Genomic DNA, 19,911 nt, shown 5'->3' on the forward strand with positions numbered 1-19,911 from the left:
TCAGACGTTCCGGAAGCGGTTGATGGCGTCGATGTGCCGGGCACGCATCTCCTCGTCGCGCACGCCCAGGCCCTCCTCCGGGGCCAGGCACAGCACGCCGACCTTGCCCTGGTGCAGGTTGCGGTGCACGTCGTAGGCCGCCTGGCCGGTGTCCTCCAGGGAGTACGTCTTCGACAGCGTGGGGTGGATCCTGCCCTTGGCGATCAGCCGGTTGGCCTCCCAGGCCTCCCGGTAGTTGGCGAAGTGCGAGCCGATGATCCGCTTCAGCGACATCCACAGGTAGCGGTTGTCGTACTCGTGCATGTAGCCCGAGGTGGAGGCGCAGGTGGTGATGGTGCCGCCCTTGCGGGTGACGAAGACGGAGGCGCCGAAGGTCTCGCGGCCGGGGTGCTCGAAGACGATGTCGATGTCCTCGCCGCCGGTGAGCTCGCGGATGCGCTTGCCGAAGCGCTTCCACTCCTTGGGGTCCTGGGTGTTCTCGTCCTTCCAGAACCGGTAGCCCTCGGCGTTGCGGTCGATGATCGCCTCGGCGCCCATCGCGCGGCAGATGTCCGCCTTCTGGTCGCTGGAGACGACGCAGATCGGGTTGGCGCCGCCGGCCAGCGCGAACTGGGTCGCGTAGGAGCCGAGCCCGCCGCTCGCGCCCCAGATCAGGACGTTGTCGCCCTGCTTCATGCCGGCGCCGTTGCGGGAGACCAGCTGGCGGTAGGCGGTGGAGTTGACCAGACCGGGGGCGGCGGCCTCCTCCCAGCTGAGGTGGCCGGGCTTGGGCATCAGCTGGTTGGACTTCACCAGCGCGATCTCGGCGAGGCCGCCGAAGTTGGTCTCGAAGCCCCAGATGCGCTGCTCGGGGTCGAGCATCGTGTCGTTGTGCCCGTCGCTGGACTCCAGCTCGACGGACAGGCAGTGTGCGACGACCTCGTCACCGGGGCGCCAGGCGTTCACGCCCGGGCCGGTGCGCAGGACGACGCCCGCGAGGTCGGAGCCGATGATGTGGTACGGCAGGTCGTGGCGCTTGGCCAGCTCGTTGGTGCGGCCGTAGCGCTCCAGGAACCCGAAGGTGGACAGCGGCTCGAAGATCGAGGTCCACACCGAGTTGTAGTTGACCGAGGAGGCCATGACGGCCACCAGGGCCTCGCCCGGGCCGAGCTCGGGCAGCGGCACGTCGTCGAGGTGGATCGACTTGCGCGGGTCCTTGTCGCGGGTCTCGAGGCCCGCGAACATCTCCGTCTCGTCCTTGTGCACGGTGATCGCGCGGTACGACTCCGGCAGCGGCAGGGCGGCGAAGTCGGCCGGCGTCGATTCCGGTGACTGGATCGCGTCCAGGATGTCCTTCACGGTCACGGTGTTGCCTCCGGCGATGAGCACCCGGGGGAGGGCGCTGAGGGTTGCGTCGGTGCTGCTGAGGGTTTTATGGAGGTGCCGTCGGTTCGGCTCGGTGGTGCTTCGGCAGCGCTTTGTGGCGCGGGAGGTTGCCTGTGACGCAGGCGTCCGGGCGCGCGGGCCATGGGCCTGCTGGGACAGCCGGCGTACGAAAGGTCGCTGCACGCCGGCCGCCCGGACCCCTTCAACGTATGACACCGCGTGTCACCCCGCAAGGCACTGAGTGCCAGAGATTGCTCTCAGGTGAAATCTTTACGTAACAAATGAGCGATGATCGATCGGACGGGCCGTCGAAGACGGCGGAAAAGGGGTCCTGACATGCCAAAACGGCCACCCCGAAGGGTGGCCGTCATCACAGGGCGCGAAGCCCCTCAGCGGTCCTTCAGCGCCTCCTCGATGGTCCGCATGACCTCGTCCAGCGGGGCGTCCGTGCGGGCGACGGTGACCAGCACCTCGCCCTGACGGGCCACCGAGGCGGGGGCCGGCTGCTGCGGCGCCGCCGAGCGCCCCGCCCCGATGCCCGTGCCGAACGTCTTGCGCACGATGGCGAAGGCGTGGTCCAGTTGCGCCTCCACGTCGCCCTGGCCGCCGGCCCTGAGCCAGCGCCTGAGGACGTGGTTGTGGGCGGTGACCACGGCGGACGCGGCGACCTCCGCCAGCAGCGGGTCGTCGTTGGCGTCGTCGTCGTGCGCGTGCTCGTCGAAGTGGCCGAGCAGATAGCGGGTGAACAGGCGCTCGTAGCGGGCCACCGAGGCGATCTCCGCCTCGCGCAGGGTGGGCACCTCGCGTGTCAGCTTGTAGCGGGCGACCGAGATCTCCGGCCGGGCCGCGTACATCCGCATGACTTCCTTGATGCCGCGGCACACCGTGTCCAGCGGGTGCTCGTGCGGGGGCGCCGCGTTGAGGACCGCCTCCGCGCGGACCAGGGTGTCGTCGTGGTCCGGGAAGATCGCCTCTTCCTTGGAGCGGAAGTGGCGGAAGAAGGTGCGGCGCGCGACCCCGGCCGCGGCCGCGATCTCGTCGACGGTGGTCGCCTCGTACCCCTTGGTCGCGAACAGCTCCATCGCCGCGGCCGCCAGTTCGCGGCGCATCTTGAGGCGCTGGGCGGCCGCGCGGGAGCCTGCGGCGCTTTCCGGCACGTCGGGCGTGGCTGGTGTACGGGAGGACCTGGCGGGCTGGGGCATGACCCGAACGTACTGCATGTGTGCAGCTTGTCGCGCAGGTACGGGGTTTCCCCCGCCCCCGGCGGCCGGGGGAGCGCCGTGCCCCGAGGCCGGGGAGGAACCGCCCGGATCGAGCAGCCCGCCCCAGTCCTCGCCGCCTGCGAACCAGTCGCCGACGCCGTCAGCGCCGGGCATACTCACGGAAGCCGCGGCCGGTCTTGCGGCCCAGGCAGCCCGCGGCCACCAGGTGCTCCAGCAGCGGGGCGGGGGCCAGGCCCGGGTCCCGGAACTCGCGGTGCAGCACCTTCTCGATCGCGAGGGAGACGTCGAGCCCGACGACGTCCAGGAGCTCGAACGGGCCCATCGGGTAGCCGCCGCCCAGCTTCATGGCGGCGTCGATGTCGTCGAGGGACGCGTAGTGCTCCTGCACCATCTTGACCGCGTTGTTGAGGTACGGGAACAGCAGCGCGTTCACAATGAAGCCCGCGCGGTCCCCGCAGTCGACCGGGTGCTTCCGGACCTTCACGCAGACCTCGCGGACCGTCGCGTGGACGTCCTCGGCCGTCAGCACCGTGCGGACGACCTCGACCAGCTTCATCGCCGGCGCCGGGTTGAAGAAGTGCATGCCGATGACGTCCTGCGGGCGCGAGGTGGCGCGGGCGCAGGCGACGACCGGCAGCGAGGAGGTCGTGGTGGCCAGGACCGCGCCCGGCTTGCAGACCTTGTCCAGCGCCTGGAACAGCTGCCGCTTGATCTCCAGGTCCTCGGCGACGGCCTCCACGGCCAGGTCGACGTCGGCGAAGGCCTCGTAGGAACCCGCCGCGGCGATCCGGTCCAGGGTCTGCGCCGCCGCCTCGGCGGTCATCCGCCCCTTGTCGACGGAGCGCGCGAGCGACTTGCCGATACGGGCCTTGGCGGCCTGCGCCTTCTCCTCGCTGCGGGCGGCGAGCACGACCTCGTACCCGGCCTTGGCGAAGACCTCGGCGATGCCGGACGCCATGGTGCCGGAGCCCGCGACGCCGACCGAGCGGACCTCCCGGCCCGGGGTGAGGGCGGCGCCCTCCAGCGGGGTCAGCGCGTCGCGCACGACGGTGGCGCTGCCCGGGGCCTCGTAGGTGTAGAAGCCGCGGCCGGACTTGCGGCCGGTCAGGCCCGCCTCGCTGAGCTGCTTGAGGATCGGGGCCGGGGCGTGCAGGCGGTCGCGGGACTCGGCGTACATGGCCTCCAGGACCGTGCGGGCGGTGTCCACGCCGATCAGGTCGAGCAGTGCGAGCGGGCCCATCGGCAGACCGCAGCCGAGCCGCATCGCGGCGTCGATGTCCTCGCGGGAGGCGTACTTCGCCTCGTACATCGCGGCGGCCTGGTTGAGGTAGCCGAACAGCAGCCCGTCCGCGACGAATCCGGGGCGGTCGCCGACCGCGACGGGTTCCTTGCCGAGGTCGAGGGCGAGGTTGGTGACCGCGGAGACAGCGGTCGGAGCGGTCAGCACCGAGGAGACGACCTCGACGAGCTTCATGGCCGGCGCCGGGTTGAAGAAGTGCAGGCCGAGCACGCGCTCCGGCCGGGAGGAGTCGGCGGCGAGGCGGGTCACGGACAGGGCGTTGGTGCCGGTCGCCAGGATCGCCTCCGGCCGCACGATCCCGTCGAGTTCACGGAAGATCTGCTGCTTGATCTCGTACGACTCCGGGGCCACCTCGATGACGAGGTCGGCGTCGGCAGCGGCGCGCAGGTCGGTGGAGGTGCGGAAGCGGGCGAGGGCGCCGGCGCGCTCCTGCTCGGTCAGGCGGCCCCGCGCCACGGCCCGGGCGGTCGCGGCCTCCAGGGCGGCGACGGCCCTGGCGGCCGCTGCCTCGCTGATGTCGATGCCGACGACCTCGCGGCCTGCCTTGGCGAGGACCTCGGCGATACCGGTGCCCATGGTGCCGAGGCCGACGACGGCGATGGTCGACAGCGGGGACGAGGAGGAGGGGCCGGAGGAGGAAGAGGGGGACAGGGGAGTGGCCATCGCGGGACTCCAGGAATGAGGGGTGACGACTGGGAGCGCGTCCGGGTGCGCGGGGGAGCCGGCCGAGGCCGGGACCCCGCGGCGCACCGGATGCGTTGCTGAGTGCGGGTGTTGCCGGGCTGCGAGCGCACACGCCCGGAACCGTCGCCATGGGCGCGCACACGCCTGGAGCGAACGGCGGGAACCGACCGGCCCTGTCCCGGGGCCGGGTCGTGCTGCGGTACTCGGGGTACCGAACCGACTTCCCCCACTGCCTGCAAGGGCGTGGGTGGTGCCCCCACACGGCGGCTGCGTCACCAGGCCGCCGTAAGGGTCGCGAGTGGGTGACTCGCTCGTATGAGCTTAACCGGTGGGTAACGAGCACACCAGCCCCCGGCTCTGTGATGTACGTCCCGGGAGATCGACAGCCCCTCTAGGCTCGGGGCCATGGACGAAGAGTTGCGATCACTCACGGAGCGCTTACGCGCGGAGTCGGGAGGCTCCCCCGCCTACGACCGTCTGGTGGCGACCGGCGACCTCGACGAACTGGCGCGGGTGCTCACCGAGAGCGGACAGCCGCTGTGGGCCCGGGAACTGGCCGCGTTCCGGCTGGGGCTCGCGGGCGACCGGCGCGCCTTCGAGTCCCTCGTCCTCTTCCTCAACCACCGCGACCCGCAGCGCTGCGCCTCGGCCGCCCACGCCCTCGCCCGCCTCGACGACCCCCGCACCGCCCGCGCGGCCGCCGCCCTCGCCACCAACGAACTGCGCGTCGCCTACGCCCTGTACCCGGTCCGCCTCCTGACCCGCCTGCGCGCCCCGGAATCCGTACCCGCGCTCATCACCACCCTGGAGCGCAGACTGCGGCCCCACGACCCCTACCGCCGTGTGGCCCTGGCCTGCGTGGAGGGCCTCGGCGCCCTGGAGGACGCCCGGGCCCGCCCCGTCCTCAACGAGGCGCTGGCCCATCCGGCCCTCGCGGAGGCGGCGGTACGCGCGCTGGCACGGATCCCCGAGCAGCGGTGAGCCGGGCCCGCGGCGGGAGGGCGTGCCGGGCGCCGCGCGGCGGGCGCGGATCCGCGGCAGAGGCCGGCCCGTCCCGACCCGCCGGGGCTCACACCACCGCGAACGCCTCGACCTCCATCAGGAATTCGGGCCGGACCAGCGCGGCCACCTGTATCGCCGAGGACGCCGGGAGGCGGTCGTCGGGGAGATGGGCGGCGCGGGCCCTGCGGATGGCGGGCAGGTGAGCCATGTCCGTGACGAAATAGGTGAGTTTGACGACGTCGTCGAAGCCGGCGCCGGCGGCGGCCAGACAGCGGCGGAGGTTCTCGAAGACCTGGCGGGCCTGCGCCTCGGGGTCGTCCTCGCCGACGGGTTCGCCGTCCTCGTCGACGGGGATCTGGCCGGCGATCGCGACGAAGCGGCCGGTGCCCGTCACGACGTGGCTGTACTGGGTGGCGGGGAAGACCCCGTCGGGGGCGGGGATCCTGGTCAGCTCACTCATGCGTCCATCGTGGACCATGGGTCTGACAGCGCCCCCGACGGGACTTCGGACGCGGAACGGACGAACCGCCCTCAGCCGTGGAAGCCGAGCATTCCGTGCAGCGCCGCGCCGCCGGCGGACGTGGGTGCCGCCTTCGAGCTCAGCGGGGTCGGATCGGGCAGCCTGGGACAGACCGCGTCGACCGCGCCGCCGCTGCGCGGGACCGTGCCGTTCGCCAGGTAGCCGGCGAGGTACTTGTCCAGGCAGGCGTTGCCGCTCAGCGTGATGCCGTGGTTGCCGCCGCCCTGCTCGACCACGAAGCTCGAGCGGGCCAGCAGGCGGTGGACCGTCACGCCGCCCTCGTAGGGGGTGGCCGCGTCGTTGGTCGCCTGGAACAGCAGGACCGGCGGCAGCCTGTGGTTGGCGACGCTGACGGGGTGCTGGTGGCGCGTCGGCCAGAAGGCGCACGGCGCGTTGTACCAGGCGTTGTTCCAGGTCATGAACGGAGCCTTGCCGTACACCGCCCAGTTGTCCTTGCGCCACTGGTTCCAGTCCCGCGGCCAGACGGCGTCACGGCACTGCACCGAGGTGTAGACGCTGTAGCCGTTGTCCCCGGAGGCGTCGACGGCGGCGAAGTTGTCGTAGGCCTCGACCAGCGGGTCGGAGTCGTGGTCGTTCACGTACGCCGCGAACGCCTCGGCCAGATAGGGCCAGTAGCCGTTGTAGTAGCCCCCGGGGATGAAGGTGTCCTCCAGTTCGGAGGCCCCCACCTTGCCGCCGGCCGGCTTCTTCGCGAGCGCCTTGCGCATCGCGTACCACTTGGCCTCGACCGCGGCCGGGTCGGTACCCAGCTTGTACGTCGAGTCGTACTTGGCGATCCAGGTCATCAGTGCCTTGTGGCGGGCGTCGAAGGCCTGGTCCTGCGCGAGGTTGTCGTCGTACCAGACACCCGTGGGGTCGACGATCGAGTCGAGGACGAGGCGCTTCACGCGCTGCGGGAAGAGCTTGGCGTAGACCGCGCCCAGATACGTGCCGTAGGAGTAGCCGAAGTAGCTGGTCCTGCGGGCGCCGAGTGCCGCGCGGATGGAGTCCATGTCCCGCACGGTCTGGATCGTGTTGATGTACGGCAGCAGGCTCGCGTACTTCTTGCCGCAGGCCGCGGCGAAGGACCTGGCGCGGGTGAGGTTGGCCTTCTCGAGGGCCGGCGTGCGCGGCACCGAGTCCGGGCGCACGGGGTTGAAGTAGCCCGGCGCGCAGTTCAGGGCGGGCTCGCTCCGCCCGACGCCGCGCGGGTCGAAGCCGATGACGTCGTACTGCGACGCGACCGCCTTGGGCAGCGAGGACGCGACGAATCCGGCCAGCGAGAGTCCGCTGCCGCCGGGGCCGCCGGGGTTGACCAGCAGCGGGCCCTGGCTCTTCTTCGCGGTGTGCGGCACGCGCGAGAGCGCGAGCGTGATCTGCCGCCCGTGCGGTCTGTCGTGGTCCAGCGGCACTCTCAGCGACGCGCACTGCAGCGTCGGATAGTCGGTGGTGCCACAGCTCTTCCAGGTCACTTTCGCGGCGGAAGCGGGGTGCGCGGTGTGCGCGGTGCTGGCGTCGGCCGGGAGAGCCGTGAAGGACCCGGCCACGACGACGACGGCACCGCACAGCACTGCTGCGCGTTTTCTCATGGAGTCCTCCCAGGACGGAGGGTCGCGGACCGCGAGTCTCACGGTCCTCGCCGCATCGTCCCGGAAAGCGCCCCCGGACGAACTCGTTCTGGCAATACTTGACCCAATTGGGTCGCCGGATGCCCTCGAATGATCTCAAATGAGCGTGAGTTGGGTTGATTCGGTCACGTCCGCGGCGGGCGGCTCCGGTGGCCGGATCCGGCGGGGCGTCCCCGCGCGCGTGGGCCCGATCCCGTACTCCTGTGCCAGCTCGTGGACCTGACGGGTGATCCGGCGCTGGTACCACTTCGGCGCGTAGGAGCCGTCCGCGTACAGGCGCTCGTAGCGGCGCACCAGGTGCGGGTGGTGCCGGGCCAGCCAGGCCATGAACCACTCGCGCGCGCCGGGCCGCAGGTGCAGCACCAGAGGCGTGACGGAGGTGGCCCCCGAGGCGGCGATCGCCCGTACGGTGGCCCGCAGTTGGGCCGGCCGGTCGCTCAGGAACGGGAGCACCGGGGCCATCAGGACACCGCAGCCGAGGCCGTGCTCGGAGAGCGTGCGGACGACGTCCAGGCGGCGCTCGGGGGCCGGTGTGCCCCGCTCCACCGTGCGCCACAGCTCGGGGTCGGTGAAGCCGACCGAGACCGAGACGCCGACGTCCGTCACCCGCGCCGACTGCACCAGCAGGTCCAGGTCGCGCAGGATCAGCGTGCCCTTGGTCAGGATCGAGAAGGGGTTGGCGTGGTCGCGCAGCGCGGCCAGGATGCCCGGCATCAGGCGGTAGCGGCCCTCGGCGCGCTGGTAGCAGTCGACGTTCGTGCCCATCGCGATGTGCTCGCCCGGCCAGCGGCGGGATCCGAGCTGACGGCGCAGCAGCTGAGGGGCGTTCACCTTCACCACGATCTGCGAGTCGAAGTCGAGACCCGGGTCGAGGTCGAGGTAGGTGTGCGTCTTCCTGGCGAAGCAGTACACGCACGCGTGCGAGCACCCCCGGTAGGGGTTCACCGTCCACTCGAAGGGCATGCGCGAGGCCCCGGGCACCCGGTTGATGATCGAGCGGGCCCGCACCTCGTGGAAGGTGATCCCGCGGAACTCGGGCGTGTCGAAGGTACGGCTGACCACCGCGTCCGCGCCGAACAGCGCGGCGTCGGCCGCGCGGCCGTGGCCGCCGGACTCCACTGTGAGGTTCTCCCAGCGCATGACGCCTCCTCGGTAGCGCTGCCACCCGAGTGAAACACGTGTTCGATTTTTCGTGCAAGGGCGCTTTCCGATCGCTTCGCATCGCCGATGGCACCCCGATTTGGGCGGCCGTGGGCGGGGGTGGTTGGCTTGCACCCACCCGAGAACGCAAGTCCTGGAGGAACCGATGGCGCAGGTCGAGGCCACAACCGAGCGGGTCGTCGCGGCAGACGCGGAGAAGGTGTTCGACGCCCTCGCCGACTACAGCGGCACGCGCGCGAAGCTGCTGCCCGAGCAGTTCAGCGAGTACGAGGTGCGGGAGGGCGGCGACGGCGAGGGCACCCTCGTCCACTGGAAGCTCCAGGCCACCAGCAAGCGCGTCCGCGACTGCCTGCTGGAGGTGAGCGAGCCCACCGACGGCGAGCTCGTCGAGAAGGACCGCAACTCCTCGATGGTCACCACCTGGCGGGTCACCCCGGCCGGCGAGGGCAGGTCCCGGGTCGTCGTGACCACCGTCTGGAACGGTGCCGGCGGCATCGGCGGCTTCTTCGAGAAGACCTTCGCGCCCAAGGGCCTCGGCCGCATCTACGACGCGGTGCTCGCCCGTCTCGCCACCGAGGTCGAGAAGTAGGGCGACCGGGGCGGAGCGGGGGAGCGACCTGGGCCGGGGGCGGAGCGACCGGGGCCGAGAGGCGGTGCGGCCGGACTCGCCCGGCAAGTCCCCGGCCTCCGTGGGGCGTTGGCCCCCCTCACCGGTTCGGGTGGATCTCCCCGGGTCGCGCGGACGTGCCGTAACTCGTCGCGCTTGCTCGTAGTTGTCGCCTTACGCGGGAATCGCGTGGCGGCGCGACGAGGGGAGCGGTACGTGGGCGGGACGACTCTGGTGCACGAGGAAGCGGCGCCGGCCCCGCCGCGGGCCCCCGCCGCCCCGCTCGCCGCGACGGCCGAACTGAGCCCGCGCCGGGTACGGTTGGTCTTCCTCGGGCTGATGCTGGCGCTGCTGCTCGCCGCACTGGAGCAGATGATCGTCGCCACCGCGCTGCCGAAGATCGTCGGTGAGCTGCACGGCCTGGACCGGATGTCCTGGGCGATCACCGCCTACCTGCTGACCGCCACCGTCGGACTCCCGGTCTACGGCAAGCTCGGCGACCTCCTGGGCCGCAAGGGCGTCTTCCAGTTCGCCATCGTGGTCTTCGTGATCGGCGCCGCCCTCGCGGGCCGTGCGCGGTCCATGGACCAGCTCATCGCCTTCCGCGCGGTGCAGGGCGTCGGCGCGGGCGGGCTCATGATCGGCGTGCAGGCGATCATCGCCGACATCGTGCCGCCGCGCCGGCGCGGCCGCTTCATGGGCCTGATCGGCGCCGCGTTCGGCCTGGCGTCCGTCGCCGGGCCACTGCTGGGCGGCTATTTCACCGACCACCTCTCCTGGCGCTGGTGCTTCTACTTCAACGTGCCGTTCGGCCTGGTCACCCTGGCCGTCGTCACCGTCGTGCTGAAGCTGCCCAGGCCGCGGACCAGGCCCCGGCTCGACGTCCCCGGCGCGCTGCTGCTCGCCGCGGCCTCCACCTGCCTGGTGCTGCTGACCAGCTGGGGCGGCACCCGGTACGCGTGGGGCTCGCGGGAGATCCTCGGGCTCGGCGCCGGAGCTGCCGTCGCCGCCCTGCTCTTCCTCGTCGCCGAGCACTTCGCCGCCGAACCCCTCATCCCGCTGCGGCTGTTCAGGGACTCGGTGTTCAACGTCACGGGCCTGGTGGGCCTGGTGATCGGCGTCGCCCTGTTCGGCGCCGCCAGCTATCTGCCGACCTTCCTGCAGATGGTCGACGGAGCCTCCGCCACCGAGTCGGGCCTGCTGATGCTGCCCATGATGGGCGGGATCGTCGGCGCCTCCGTCATCTGCGGACAGCTCATCAGCCACACCGGGCGCTACAAGCTCTACCCGGTCCTCGGCAGCGCCGTGTCCGTGCTCGGCATGTGGCTGCTGTCCCGCCTGCAGATCGACACGCCCCGGCTGCAGTACAGCGTCTGGATGGCGGTCCTCGGCGCCGGGATCGGCATGGTGATGCCGGTCCTGATCCTCGCGGTGCAGAACTCCGTGCGCCCCGCCGACCTCGGCACCGCCACCAGCGCCAACAACTACTTCCGGCAGATCGGCGGCAGCGTCGGCGCCGCCGTCTTCGGCACCCTCTTCTCCCGCCGGCTCGCCGACGCCCTCGCCGAGCGGCTGCCCGCGCGCGCGGGGGAGCGCCTGCCCGACCCCGAGTCCATCACCCCGCAGCTCGTCCACGCGCTGCCCGCACCGCTGCGCGACGTCTACATCCGGGCCTACGCCGACGCCATGCCCCGGATCTTCCTCTATCTGGTGCCGGTGCTCGTCCTCGGCCTCGTCATCGCCTTCTTCCTCAAGGAGATCCCCCTCTTGAACAGCGCAGCGTCCCACCACGCGGCCGGGACGGAGTCCCTGACCGCCCCGGTCCCGCAGGCCGTCCCCCGGCCCCCGGCCGCGGGGACCCCCGCCCCGCCGCGCTCGCCGCACCCCGCCGGGCTCCCCGTGTGCGGCACGGTGCAGCACCCCGACGGGACCGTCGTGCCGCGCGCGGCGCTGACGCTGATCGACGTGGCGGGGCAGCAGGTCGGCCGGGGCGCGAGCGGCGAGGACGGGCGGTACGCGCTGTCCACGCCCGGCTCCGGGCCGTACGTGCTCATCGCCGCCGCGGGTGGCCACCAGCCGCAGGCCGTGTCCGTCACCGTCGGGGAGCGCCCCGTCGAGCTGGACGTCGTCCTCGGGGGCGCCGGGCGCCTCGCGGGCAGCGTGCTGACCGCCGACGGCACCCCTGTACGGGACGCCGCCGTCACCCTCACCAACGTGCACGGCGAGGTCGTCGCCACCACGCGCAGCGGACGCGAGGGCGGCTACGTCATCACCGAACTGGTCGCCGGCGAGTACACGCTCGCCGCCAGTGCGCCCGCCTACCGCCCGGCCGCGCTGCCGGTCACCGTCCAGGCCGCCCGGGAGACCCGCCAGGACGTCGAGCTCGCGGGCGGCGCCGTGCTGCGCGGCACCGTGCGGGCGGGCGGCGGCCGGCCCGTCGAGGACGCGCGCGTGACCCTGCTCGACGCGGCGGGCAACGTCGTGGACACGCTCACCACCGGAGCCGACGGCGCCTTCCGGTTCGTCGATCTGTCGTCCGGCGAGTACACCGTGATCGCCGCGGGTTACCCGCCGGTCGCCACCGTCCTGCAGGTCGCGGGAGGCGGACGGACCGAGCGGGACCTGCAGCTGGGGCACGAGGACTGACCCTCCGGGCGCGGGGGGCCGACGGCTCCGCACCGGTCCGGCGGCGCCGGCCGGCAGCCGGGCGTGACCTGACGCAGCGTCACCGGGCTTGCCCGCCCGGCGCGCGCTCCCGCGCGCCGGCGGCCGTGGCGCGGCACCAATTCCCGTGTTGCCGCACATCACCACCGGCCGGAGCCGTACGGTGGAGTAGGCGGCGCAGATCTTGGGCACCGCGGGGAGAGAGGGCCTGGGCCATGGAAAATGGCACCGACCGCGGCGCCGAGAGGGACACACCTCCCAGCCGCGGAGCCGGGGGCGGCGTGGCGACGGAGCCCGCCGCGGTCGGCCGTGTCCCGCTGGCCGTGGTGATCGTGGACCGCGACGGCCTCGTGTCCCACTGGAGCCGGGGCGCGGGCCGGCTGTTCGGCGTCCCCAAGGACGAGGCGCTCGGGCACCCGGCGCTCGACCTGCTGCCGGTCTCCGGCGCACTGCCCGATGACGACGACGTCGCCCCCTACGGCGCGTTCGCCCCGTACGACGAACTCGGCCCCGACCTCGAGTCGTCCCTCGACGGCAGGCTCCCCTACCCGGCGGCGGGCCGCGCCCGGCTGACCGTCCCCGCTCCCGGACGGCACCAGGCGCGCGTGGACGTGCTGTGGTGGGCGTACCCCTTGGTGGGCCCCGGGCCCGAGCGGCTGCTCGTCCTCGCCGCCGACACGGGCGCGCTCCGGCAGGACGAACCCGGCGAGGACGCCACGGACACGGCGTTCGAGCGGATCGCGCCCGGTTTCGCGCTGCACACGGACTTCCCCGGGGCCGAGCAGCTGGCCCGGCGGCTGCCCGAGATCCTGCCCAGCATGAGCGTCGGCGAAAGCGCCCGCATCGTCTCTCAGGTCCTCGAACTGGGCTACCCGGTCCTGGAGTTCACCCAGAACGACCGGGTGCCCGTCACCCCCGACTGGGGCGTTCCGCGGCGCGCCGGGCACCGGGCCCGCCGCGAGCTCGCCGCCCGCGCGAGGGCCGAGGGGCGGCCGGTACCGCGGGAGGCCGCCGACCAGGGCGAGGACCTGGAGTACGCGGCCGTGCGCGAGCACCTGGAGTTCCTCAACGAGGTCAGCGGGCGCATCGGCACCTCGCTCGACCTGTCGCACACCGTCATCGAGGTCAGCAAGGCCGTCGTCCCGCGCTTCACCGACGTCGCCGGCACCTATCTGCGCGAGCAGGTCGTCGCCGGCGAGGGGTTCCCCGACGGTGTGCCGGACACCACGACCCTGTGGCACCGGGTCGCCCTCGAGCACACCGACGAACCCGGCCGCTGGGACGACGTCGTGCCGGTCGGCGAGGCCATGCCCTTCCCCGCGCACACGCCGTTCTTCCAGTGCATGACCACCGGCGAGCCCGTCCTGGTGCCGCGCATCAGCGAGGAGATGGGCCACGCCATCGCCGCGCAGTTCGAGAAGCGGGACATCAGGCCGCTGATCACCCACCGCTCCATGCTCGTCGTGCCGCTCAAGGCGCGGAACGTCGTGCTCGGCTTCATGATCCTGCTGCGCCATCCGGAACGGCCCGTCTTCAACGACATGGACCGGGTCACCGGCGCCGAACTCGCCGCCCGCGCGGGCCTGGTGCTCGACAACGCGCGCATGTACACCTACCAGGAGAGCGTCGCCGAGACCCTCCAGGACAGCATGCTGCCGCACATCCCGCCGCGCATGGCGGGCTGCGACATCGCCACCCGCTATCTGCCGGGCACGCTGCTCGGCCGCGTCGGCGGCGACTGGTTCGACTCGGTGAAGCTGCCCGGCGCCCGCACCGCCCTCGTCGTCGGCGACGTCATGGGGCACGGCCTGAACTCCGCCGCGATGATGGGCCAGTTGCGGACCGCCGTGCAGACCATGGCCGCCCTCGACCTGCCGCCCGCCCGGCTGCTGCGCAACCTCGACGACCTCGCGCAGCGCCTCGGCGAGACCTACCTCGCGACGTGTCTGTACGCCGTCTACGACCCGATCGCGGGCGAGCTGGACATCGCCAACGCCGGGCACGTCCCGCCCGTCCTGGTCCGTGCCGGGGACGGCCGCAGCGAGCTGCTCGACCTGCCGACGGGTGCGCCGATCGGCGTCGGCGGCGTGCCCTTCGAGGCGGTACGCGTGCGCGTGGAGCCCGGTGACCGGCTCGTGATGTGCACCGACGGGCTCGTCGAGGTGCGCGGCGAGGACATCGAGCTGGGCCTGGCGACGCTCTGTGAGTCCGCGGCGCACCCGGCCGCGTCCATGGACGACGCCTGCGACACGATCATCCGTGCCCTCAACACCCGCGGCGGCCGCAAGGACGACGTGGCCCTGCTGCTGGCCCGGCTCAACGGCGTCGCGCCGGACGACGTGGCCGAGTGGCGCCTCGCCCTCGACCCGGTGGAGGTCGGCCGCGCGCGTGCCGTCGTCCGGGAACAGCTCCACCACTGGGGGCTCACCGAGCTCGGCCACCCCGCCGAGCTGCTCGTCAGCGAGCTGGTCACCAACGCCGTACGGCACTCCCACAGCCGTCCCGTCGAGCTGCGGCTGATCCGGGGCGACACCCTGCTGTGCGAGGTGGACGACGACGACCACGAGCTGCCGGCGCTGCGCGGCGCCGGTCCGTGCGACGACTCCGGGCGCGGGCTGCGCGTGGTCAGCACCGTCGCCCGGGAGTGGGGCACCAGCCGCACGAAGACGGGCAAGACCGTCTGGTTCGAGCTGAAGCCGCCGCGGCGCTGACCGCACGAGCGGGGCGCGGGGGCGCGCGGGCGCACACCTGTCGAAAGCGGGGTGAAGGAATGCGCGACGCGCTTGTCGCCACCACCGGGGCGCGATAGACCGTACTGGCCCGTCACTCGGGGCGGGTCAGCGCGTCGCACCCTGGGGAGAGTCGGTCATGAGCGTGACGAGTCGGTACCGTGAGGCATGGGAGGGCTTCTGGCGTGAGGCCCCCGAGGACCCGGGAGCCGTCTTCTGGGACGCGGAGCCGGCGCTGACGGCCGGCGTCCACCTGGCCCTGTTCGAGCCCTACCTCGCCGACCCGGGCCTGGCGATGGTCGACCTCGGCTGCGGCAACGGCACGCAGACCCGTTTCCTCGCCGAGCGGTTCGGGCACGTCGTCGGCGCCGACCTCTCGGACGCCGCCGTGGAGCACGCCCGCCACGCCGATCCGGCCGGGCAGGCGACGTACCGCGTCCTCGACGCCGTCGACAAGGGCGAGACCGAGACGCTGCACGCCGAACTCGGCGACGCCAACGTCTACATGCGCGGTGTGCTGCACCAGGCCGAGCCGGACGACCGGCAGCCCATGGCGGACGGGATCGCCGCGCTCGTCGGTGAGCGGGGCCGCGCCTTCCTCGTCGAGCTCGCCGAGGCGGCCAAGCCCGTCCTGCTGGGCCTGGCGCAGAGCCCCGCCGGACCGCCGCCCAAGCTCGCCCCGGTCTTCCAGCACGGCCTCGCGCCCGGCGAGGTGGCCGACGACGCGGTGCCCGGGTATCTGCGCGCCGCCGGCCTCACCGTCCTGGCGAGCGGTGAACTGCCGCTGACCACCACCGAGTACGCCGCCGACGGCAGCCGTATCCAGCTGCCCTCGAAGTGGCTGGTGGCGGGGCGCAGGACCTGAGGTCCGACCCGTCTTCCTGGCCCGCCGACCGCGCGGCGCGTAACGTGACGCACCATGAAGATCCTGATCAGCGCCGACATGGAGGGTGCCACGGGGGTGACCTGGCCGGCCGACGTGCTGCCGGGGACCGCGCAGTGGGAGCGCTGCCGTTCGATGTTCACCTCCGACGTGAACGCCGCCGTGCTGGGGTTCTTCGACGGCGGGGCGGACGAGGTCGTCGTCAACGAGGCCCACTGGAGCATGCGCAACCTGCTCCTGGAGCGGCTGGACGAGCGCACCGAGATGCTCACCGGACGGCACAAGGCGCTGTCCATGGTGGAGGGCGTGCAGCACGGGGACGTGGACGGCATCGCCTTCGTCGGCTACCACGCCGGGGCCGGCATGGAGGGCGTCCTCGCGCACACGTATCTCGCCAACTCCCTCACCGGTGTGTGGCTGAACGGCGTACGGGCCAGCGAGGGCCTGCTCAACGCGCACGTGGCGGCCGAGTTCGGGGTGCCCGTCGTCCTCGTCACCGGCGACGACGTGGCCTGCGAGGACGCCCTCGGGTACGCGCCCGGGGCGCTGAAGGTCGCCGTCAAGGACCATGTCTCGCGGTACGCGGCCGTGTGCCGTACGCCGGCCAGGACCGCCGCCGGCATCCGGGCCGCCGCCGAGGAGGCGGCGCGGCTGGCGGTCCGGCACGAGCCGGTGCGGGCCGGGCCGTTCACCCTGGCCATGGAGTTCGACGCCGAGCACCTCGCGATGTCCGCCACCGTCGTGCCGGGCGTGGACCGGTCCGGTGAGCGGAAGGTGGCGTACACCAGCGCCACCATGTACGAGTGCATCCGTACCTTCAAGGCGGTCACGACGATCGTCTCGGCCGCGGTGGAGGAGCAGTATGGCTGACGCGCAGGCGCTGGACGAGGTCGTCCGGTTCACCTCGGATCTCATCCGCATCGACACGACCAACCGCGGGGGCGGCGACTGCCGGGAGCGGCCCGCCGCCGAGTACGCTGCCGAGCAGCTGGCGGGGGCGGGGCTCGAGCCCACGCTGCTGGAACGCACCGAGGGGCGGACCAACGTCGTGGCCCGCGTCGAGGGCAGCGACCCCTCCGCCGGCGCGCTGCTCCTCCACGGTCACCTGGACGTCGTCCCGGCCCGGGCCGCGGACTGGAGCGTGCACCCCTTCTCCGGGGAGGTCGTCGACGGGGTGGTGTGGGGCCGCGGCGCGGTCGACATGAAGAACATGGACGCGATGATCCTCGCCGTTGTGCGGGCCTGGGCGCGCGAGGGCGTCCGGCCCCGGCGTGACATCGTCGTCGCGTTCACCGCCGACGAGGAGGACAGTGCCCGGGACGGCGCCGGGTTCCTCGCCGGCGAGCACGCGGAGCTCTTCGAGGGCTGCACCGAGGGTGTCAGCGAGTCGGGGGCGTTCACCTTCCACGACGGCAGCGGGCGGCAGATCTACCCGGTCGCGGCCGGCGAGCGCGGTACCGGCTGGCTGCGGCTCACCGCGCGCGGGCGGGCCGGTCACGGCTCCAAGGTGAACAAGGAGAACGCGGTCACCCGGCTCTCCGCCGCCCTCGCCCGCATCGGCGAGTACGAGTGGCCGCTGCGGCCGTCCCCCACGGTGCGGGCCTCGCTGGCCGCGCTCGCGGCGCTCTACGGCCTGGAGGCCGACCTGGACGACGTCGACGCGCTGCTGCGCAAGCTCGGCCCGGCCGCGGGGCTGGTCGAGGCGACCGTCCGCAACAGCGCCAACCCGACCATGCTGGACGCCGGTTACAAGGTCAACGTGATTCCGGGCGAGGCGGTCGCCCACGTCGACGGCCGCTTCCTGCCGGGCGGCGAGGACGAGTTCCGCGCCACCCTCGACCGGCTCACCGGCCCCGACGTGGACTGGGAGTTCTACCACCGCGAGGTCGCCCTGCAGGCGCCCCTGGACTCGCCGACGTACGCGCGGATGTGCCGGGCCCTGGAGGAGTTCGCGCCCGAGGGGCACGTCGTGCCGTACTGCATGTCCGGCGGCACGGACGCCAAGCAGTTCTCGCGGCTCGGCATCACCGGATACGGGTTCACGCCGCTGAAGCTCCCGGAGGGCTACGACTATCAGGCCATGTTCCATGGAGTCGACGAGCGGGTCCCGGCCGGGGCACTGCACTTCGGCGTGCGGGTACTCGACCGGTTCCTGCGGACGGCCTGAGCAAGGTGGGGGAGAACGTGCAGACTCTGGCGTACGGATCCTGGCCCTCGCCCATCCGCGCGGCGCTCGCCGCCGCGCACGACGGGCGCCCCGAGTACGTCGGCTTCGTCGGCGACGAGGTGTGGTGGACCGAGCCCCGGCCCGCCGAGGGCGGCAGACGCACCCTGGTGCGGCGGCGCGCGGACGGCCGCGAGGAGCCGGTGCTGCCCGCTCCGTGGAACGTGCGCAGCCGGGTCATCGAGTACGGCGGGCAGCCCTGGGCCGGCACCGTGGTGGACGGCCGGCCGCTGGTGGTGTTCGTGAACCACGCCGACCAGCGTCTGTACCGCCACGAGCCCGGCGGCGACCCGCGCCCCCTCACCCCGGTGTCCCCGGTGGGCGGCGGGCTGCGCTGGGCCGAGCCGCAGGTGTTCGCCGAACGCGGGGAGGTGTGGGCCGTGCTCGAGGAGTTCACCGGCGACGGACCCACCGACGTGCGCCGTGTGCCGGCCGCGGTACCGCTGGACGGCTCGGCGGCCCGGGACCGGGGCGCCGTCCGCGAACTCACCGGCGCACGGCACCGGTTCGTCACCGGCCCCCGCCTCTCGCCCGACGGGCGGCGCGCGGCCTGGCTGGCCTGGGACCACCCCCGGATGCCGTGGGACGGCACGGAGCTGATCGTCGCCGGGGTCGACGAGGCCGGAACCTTTCGGCAGCCCCGGACCGTCGCCGGGGGAGCGGAGGAGTCGATCGCCCAGGCGGAGTGGGCCGCCGACGGCGCGCTGCTGTACGCGAGCGACCGTACGGGCTGGTGGAACCTCTACCGCGACGGCGTGCCGCTGTGCACGCGGGAGGAGGAGTTCGGCGGACCGCTGTGGAAGCTGGGCCAGCGCTGGTTCGCGCCGCTGCCCGGCGGCCCGATCGCCGTGGTGCACGGCCGCGGCGCCACCGCGCTCGGGATCCTGGACCCCGAGACCGGCGAGGTCGTCGACGCGGCCGGGCCCTGGACGGAGTTCGCGCCCACGCTCGCGGTCCACGGCGAGCGCGTGGCCGCCGTCGGCGCCAGCCCGCGCAGCGCCTACGAGGTCGTGGAGCTGGACACGGCCACGGGCCGGGCCCGGGTGATCGGCGCCGAGCACGACGACGCCGTCGATCCGGCCTACTACCCCGAGCCCCAGATCCGCACCTTCACCGGGCCCGCCGGACGCGACATCCACGCGCACGTCTACCCGCCCCACAACCCCGGCTGCGTGGCGCCCGGCGGCGAGCTGCCGCCCTACGTCGTCTGGGCGCACGGCGGCCCGACCAGCCGGGCGCCGCTCGTGCTCGACCTGGAGATCGCCTACTTCACCTCCCGCGGCATCGGGGTCGCGGAGGTCAACTACGGCGGTTCCACCGGGCACGGGCGGGAGTACCGCAACCGGCTGCGCGAGCAGTGGGGCGTGGTCGACGTCGAGGACTGCGCGGCGGTCGCCCTGGCGCTGGCCGAGGAGGGCACCGCCGACCGCGGGCGGCTGGCGATCCGCGGTGGCAGCGCGGGCGGCTGGACGGCGGCCGCCTCGCTCGCCGCCACCGACGTGTACGCCTGCGGCACGATCCTCTACCCCATCCTCGACCTGGCCGGCTGGGGCACGGGGGAGACCCACGACTTCGAGTCGCAGTACCTGCACACGCTGGTCGGGCCGCTCGACGAGGTGCCCGGCCGGTACGCGGAGCGCTCGCCCGCCGAGCACGCCGACCGCGTCACCGCGCCCTTCCTGCTGCTGCAGGGCCTGGACGACGTGATCTGCCCGCCCGCGCAGTGCGAGCGCTTCCTGGAACGGCTGGCGGGACGGCGCGTGCCGCACGCGTACATCGCCTTCGAGGGGGAGGGGCACGGGTTCCGCCGGGCCGACACCATGATCCGGGCCCTGGAGTCCGAACTCTCCCTGTACGCACAGGTGTTCGGCCTCCATCCGCGCGGCGTACCCACCCTGGAGCTGTCGAAGTGAGTGAGCGT

At 73.0% G+C, this 19,911-nt stretch carries 14 protein-coding genes; 8 read left to right on the top strand and 6 right to left on the bottom strand.

The features are described 5' to 3' along the window. The 3 genes from ccrA to ACJ9NR_RS31075 all read right to left on the bottom strand — a co-directional run bounded on the left by ccrA (position 1) and on the right by ACJ9NR_RS31075 (position 4,551). Positions 1 to 1,344, bottom strand: coding sequence for a crotonyl-CoA carboxylase/reductase (gene ccrA / locus ACJ9NR_RS31065; RefSeq protein WP_412491408.1), 1,344 nt, complete (start codon positions 1,342 to 1,344; stop codon positions 1 to 3). Between the two features lie 410 nt (positions 1,345 to 1,754). Next, positions 1,755 to 2,585, bottom strand: coding sequence for a TetR family transcriptional regulator (locus tag ACJ9NR_RS31070; RefSeq protein ID WP_412491407.1), 831 nt, complete (start codon positions 2,583 to 2,585; stop codon positions 1,755 to 1,757). Positions 2,586 to 2,727: 142 nt separating this feature from the next. Next, positions 2,728 to 4,551, bottom strand: a complete 1,824-nt coding sequence (locus ACJ9NR_RS31075; protein ID WP_412491405.1) for a 3-hydroxyacyl-CoA dehydrogenase family protein — start codon at positions 4,549 to 4,551, stop codon at positions 2,728 to 2,730. Positions 4,552 to 4,977: 426 nt separating this feature from the next. Between ACJ9NR_RS31075 and ACJ9NR_RS31080 the strand changes: the two genes are divergently transcribed. After that, positions 4,978 to 5,553 carry an adenylosuccinate lyase gene (locus ACJ9NR_RS31080; RefSeq protein ID WP_412491404.1) on the top strand — a complete coding sequence of 192 codons (576 nt, stop codon included), beginning with the start codon at positions 4,978 to 4,980 and terminating at the stop codon, positions 5,551 to 5,553. Positions 5,554 to 5,641: 88 nt separating this feature from the next. Here ACJ9NR_RS31080 and ACJ9NR_RS31085 read toward each other — a convergent pair whose 3' ends face one another. The 3 genes from ACJ9NR_RS31085 to ACJ9NR_RS31095 form a co-directional block, all read right to left on the bottom strand. Continuing rightward, entirely contained in the window at positions 5,642 to 6,034 is a 393-nt protein-coding gene (locus ACJ9NR_RS31085; RefSeq protein WP_412491403.1) for a RidA family protein, read from the bottom strand. A gap of 71 nt (positions 6,035 to 6,105) precedes the next feature. Beyond that, the gene (locus tag ACJ9NR_RS31090) at positions 6,106 to 7,683 is read right to left on the bottom strand and encodes an alpha/beta hydrolase (protein ID WP_412491402.1); all 1,578 of its coding nucleotides are present in this window, start codon (positions 7,681 to 7,683) and stop codon (positions 6,106 to 6,108) included. Positions 7,684 to 7,818: 135 nt separating this feature from the next. After that, complete coding sequence (locus ACJ9NR_RS31095; RefSeq protein ID WP_412491401.1) at positions 7,819 to 8,862, bottom strand: Rv2578c family radical SAM protein; 1,044 nt, start codon at positions 8,860 to 8,862, stop codon at positions 7,819 to 7,821. 166 nt (positions 8,863 to 9,028) lie between these two features. On the opposite strand from ACJ9NR_RS31095, the gene ACJ9NR_RS31100 reads away from it, so the two are divergent. The 7 genes from ACJ9NR_RS31100 (at position 9,029) to ACJ9NR_RS31130 (ending at position 19,903) form a co-directional block, all read left to right on the top strand. Beyond that, the gene (locus tag ACJ9NR_RS31100) at positions 9,029 to 9,472 is read left to right on the top strand and encodes an SRPBCC family protein (protein WP_412491400.1); all 444 of its coding nucleotides are present in this window, start codon (positions 9,029 to 9,031) and stop codon (positions 9,470 to 9,472) included. Between the two features lie 234 nt (positions 9,473 to 9,706). Then, entirely contained in the window at positions 9,707 to 12,136 is a 2,430-nt protein-coding gene (locus tag ACJ9NR_RS31105) for an MFS transporter (protein WP_412491399.1), read from the top strand. A 233-nt stretch (positions 12,137 to 12,369) separates the two neighbouring features. Continuing rightward, positions 12,370 to 14,865: a SpoIIE family protein phosphatase gene (locus ACJ9NR_RS31110; RefSeq protein WP_412491398.1), complete on the top strand. Its 2,496-nt coding sequence runs from the start codon at positions 12,370 to 12,372 to the stop codon at positions 14,863 to 14,865. A 157-nt stretch (positions 14,866 to 15,022) separates the two neighbouring features. Continuing rightward, entirely contained in the window at positions 15,023 to 15,748 is a 726-nt protein-coding gene (locus tag ACJ9NR_RS31115; protein ID WP_412491397.1) for a class I SAM-dependent methyltransferase, read from the top strand. Positions 15,749 to 15,802: 54 nt separating this feature from the next. Beyond that, a complete protein-coding gene (locus ACJ9NR_RS31120) occupies positions 15,803 to 16,636 on the top strand; it encodes a M55 family metallopeptidase (protein WP_412491396.1) in 834 nt (277 codons plus the stop codon). After that, positions 16,629 to 17,933: a M20/M25/M40 family metallo-hydrolase gene (locus tag ACJ9NR_RS31125; protein WP_412491395.1), complete on the top strand. Its 1,305-nt coding sequence runs from the start codon at positions 16,629 to 16,631 to the stop codon at positions 17,931 to 17,933. Before ACJ9NR_RS31120 ends, ACJ9NR_RS31125 begins: the two co-directional genes overlap by 8 nt. Before the next feature lie 17 nt (positions 17,934 to 17,950). Further along, positions 17,951 to 19,903 (top strand): prolyl oligopeptidase family serine peptidase, encoded by a 1,953-nt coding sequence (locus tag ACJ9NR_RS31130; RefSeq protein WP_412491394.1) that lies wholly within the window; start codon positions 17,951 to 17,953, stop codon positions 19,901 to 19,903. Positions 19,904 to 19,911 lie beyond the last annotated feature (8 nt).

The organism is Streptomyces sediminimaris, assembly GCF_047049295.1.
GTDB classification, from domain to species: domain Bacteria; phylum Actinomycetota; class Actinomycetes; order Streptomycetales; family Streptomycetaceae; genus Streptomyces; species Streptomyces sediminimaris.

Bases quoted from the DNA above. Each gene is read 5' to 3' on its own strand.
- ACJ9NR_RS31115 (WP_412491397.1), top strand. From the start codon at position 15,023: ATGAGCGTGACGAGTCGGTACCGTGAGGCATGGGAGGGCTTCTGGCGT.
- ACJ9NR_RS31085 (WP_412491403.1), bottom strand. From the start codon at position 6,034: ATGAGTGAGCTGACCAGGATCCCCGCCCCCGACGGGGTCTTCCCCGCC.
- ACJ9NR_RS31075 (WP_412491405.1), bottom strand. From the start codon at position 4,551: ATGGCCACTCCCCTGTCCCCCTCTTCCTCCTCCGGCCCCTCCTCCTCG.
- ACJ9NR_RS31090 (WP_412491402.1), bottom strand. From the start codon at position 7,683: ATGAGAAAACGCGCAGCAGTGCTGTGCGGTGCCGTCGTCGTCGTGGCC.
- ACJ9NR_RS31120 (WP_412491396.1), top strand. From the start codon at position 15,803: ATGAAGATCCTGATCAGCGCCGACATGGAGGGTGCCACGGGGGTGACC.
- ACJ9NR_RS31110 (WP_412491398.1), top strand. From the start codon at position 12,370: ATGGAAAATGGCACCGACCGCGGCGCCGAGAGGGACACACCTCCCAGC.
- ACJ9NR_RS31125 (WP_412491395.1), top strand. From the start codon at position 16,629: ATGGCTGACGCGCAGGCGCTGGACGAGGTCGTCCGGTTCACCTCGGAT.
- ACJ9NR_RS31080 (WP_412491404.1), top strand. From the start codon at position 4,978: ATGGACGAAGAGTTGCGATCACTCACGGAGCGCTTACGCGCGGAGTCG.
- ACJ9NR_RS31095 (WP_412491401.1), bottom strand. From the start codon at position 8,862: ATGCGCTGGGAGAACCTCACAGTGGAGTCCGGCGGCCACGGCCGCGCG.
- ACJ9NR_RS31100 (WP_412491400.1), top strand. From the start codon at position 9,029: ATGGCGCAGGTCGAGGCCACAACCGAGCGGGTCGTCGCGGCAGACGCG.
- ACJ9NR_RS31070 (WP_412491407.1), bottom strand. From the start codon at position 2,585: ATGCAGTACGTTCGGGTCATGCCCCAGCCCGCCAGGTCCTCCCGTACA.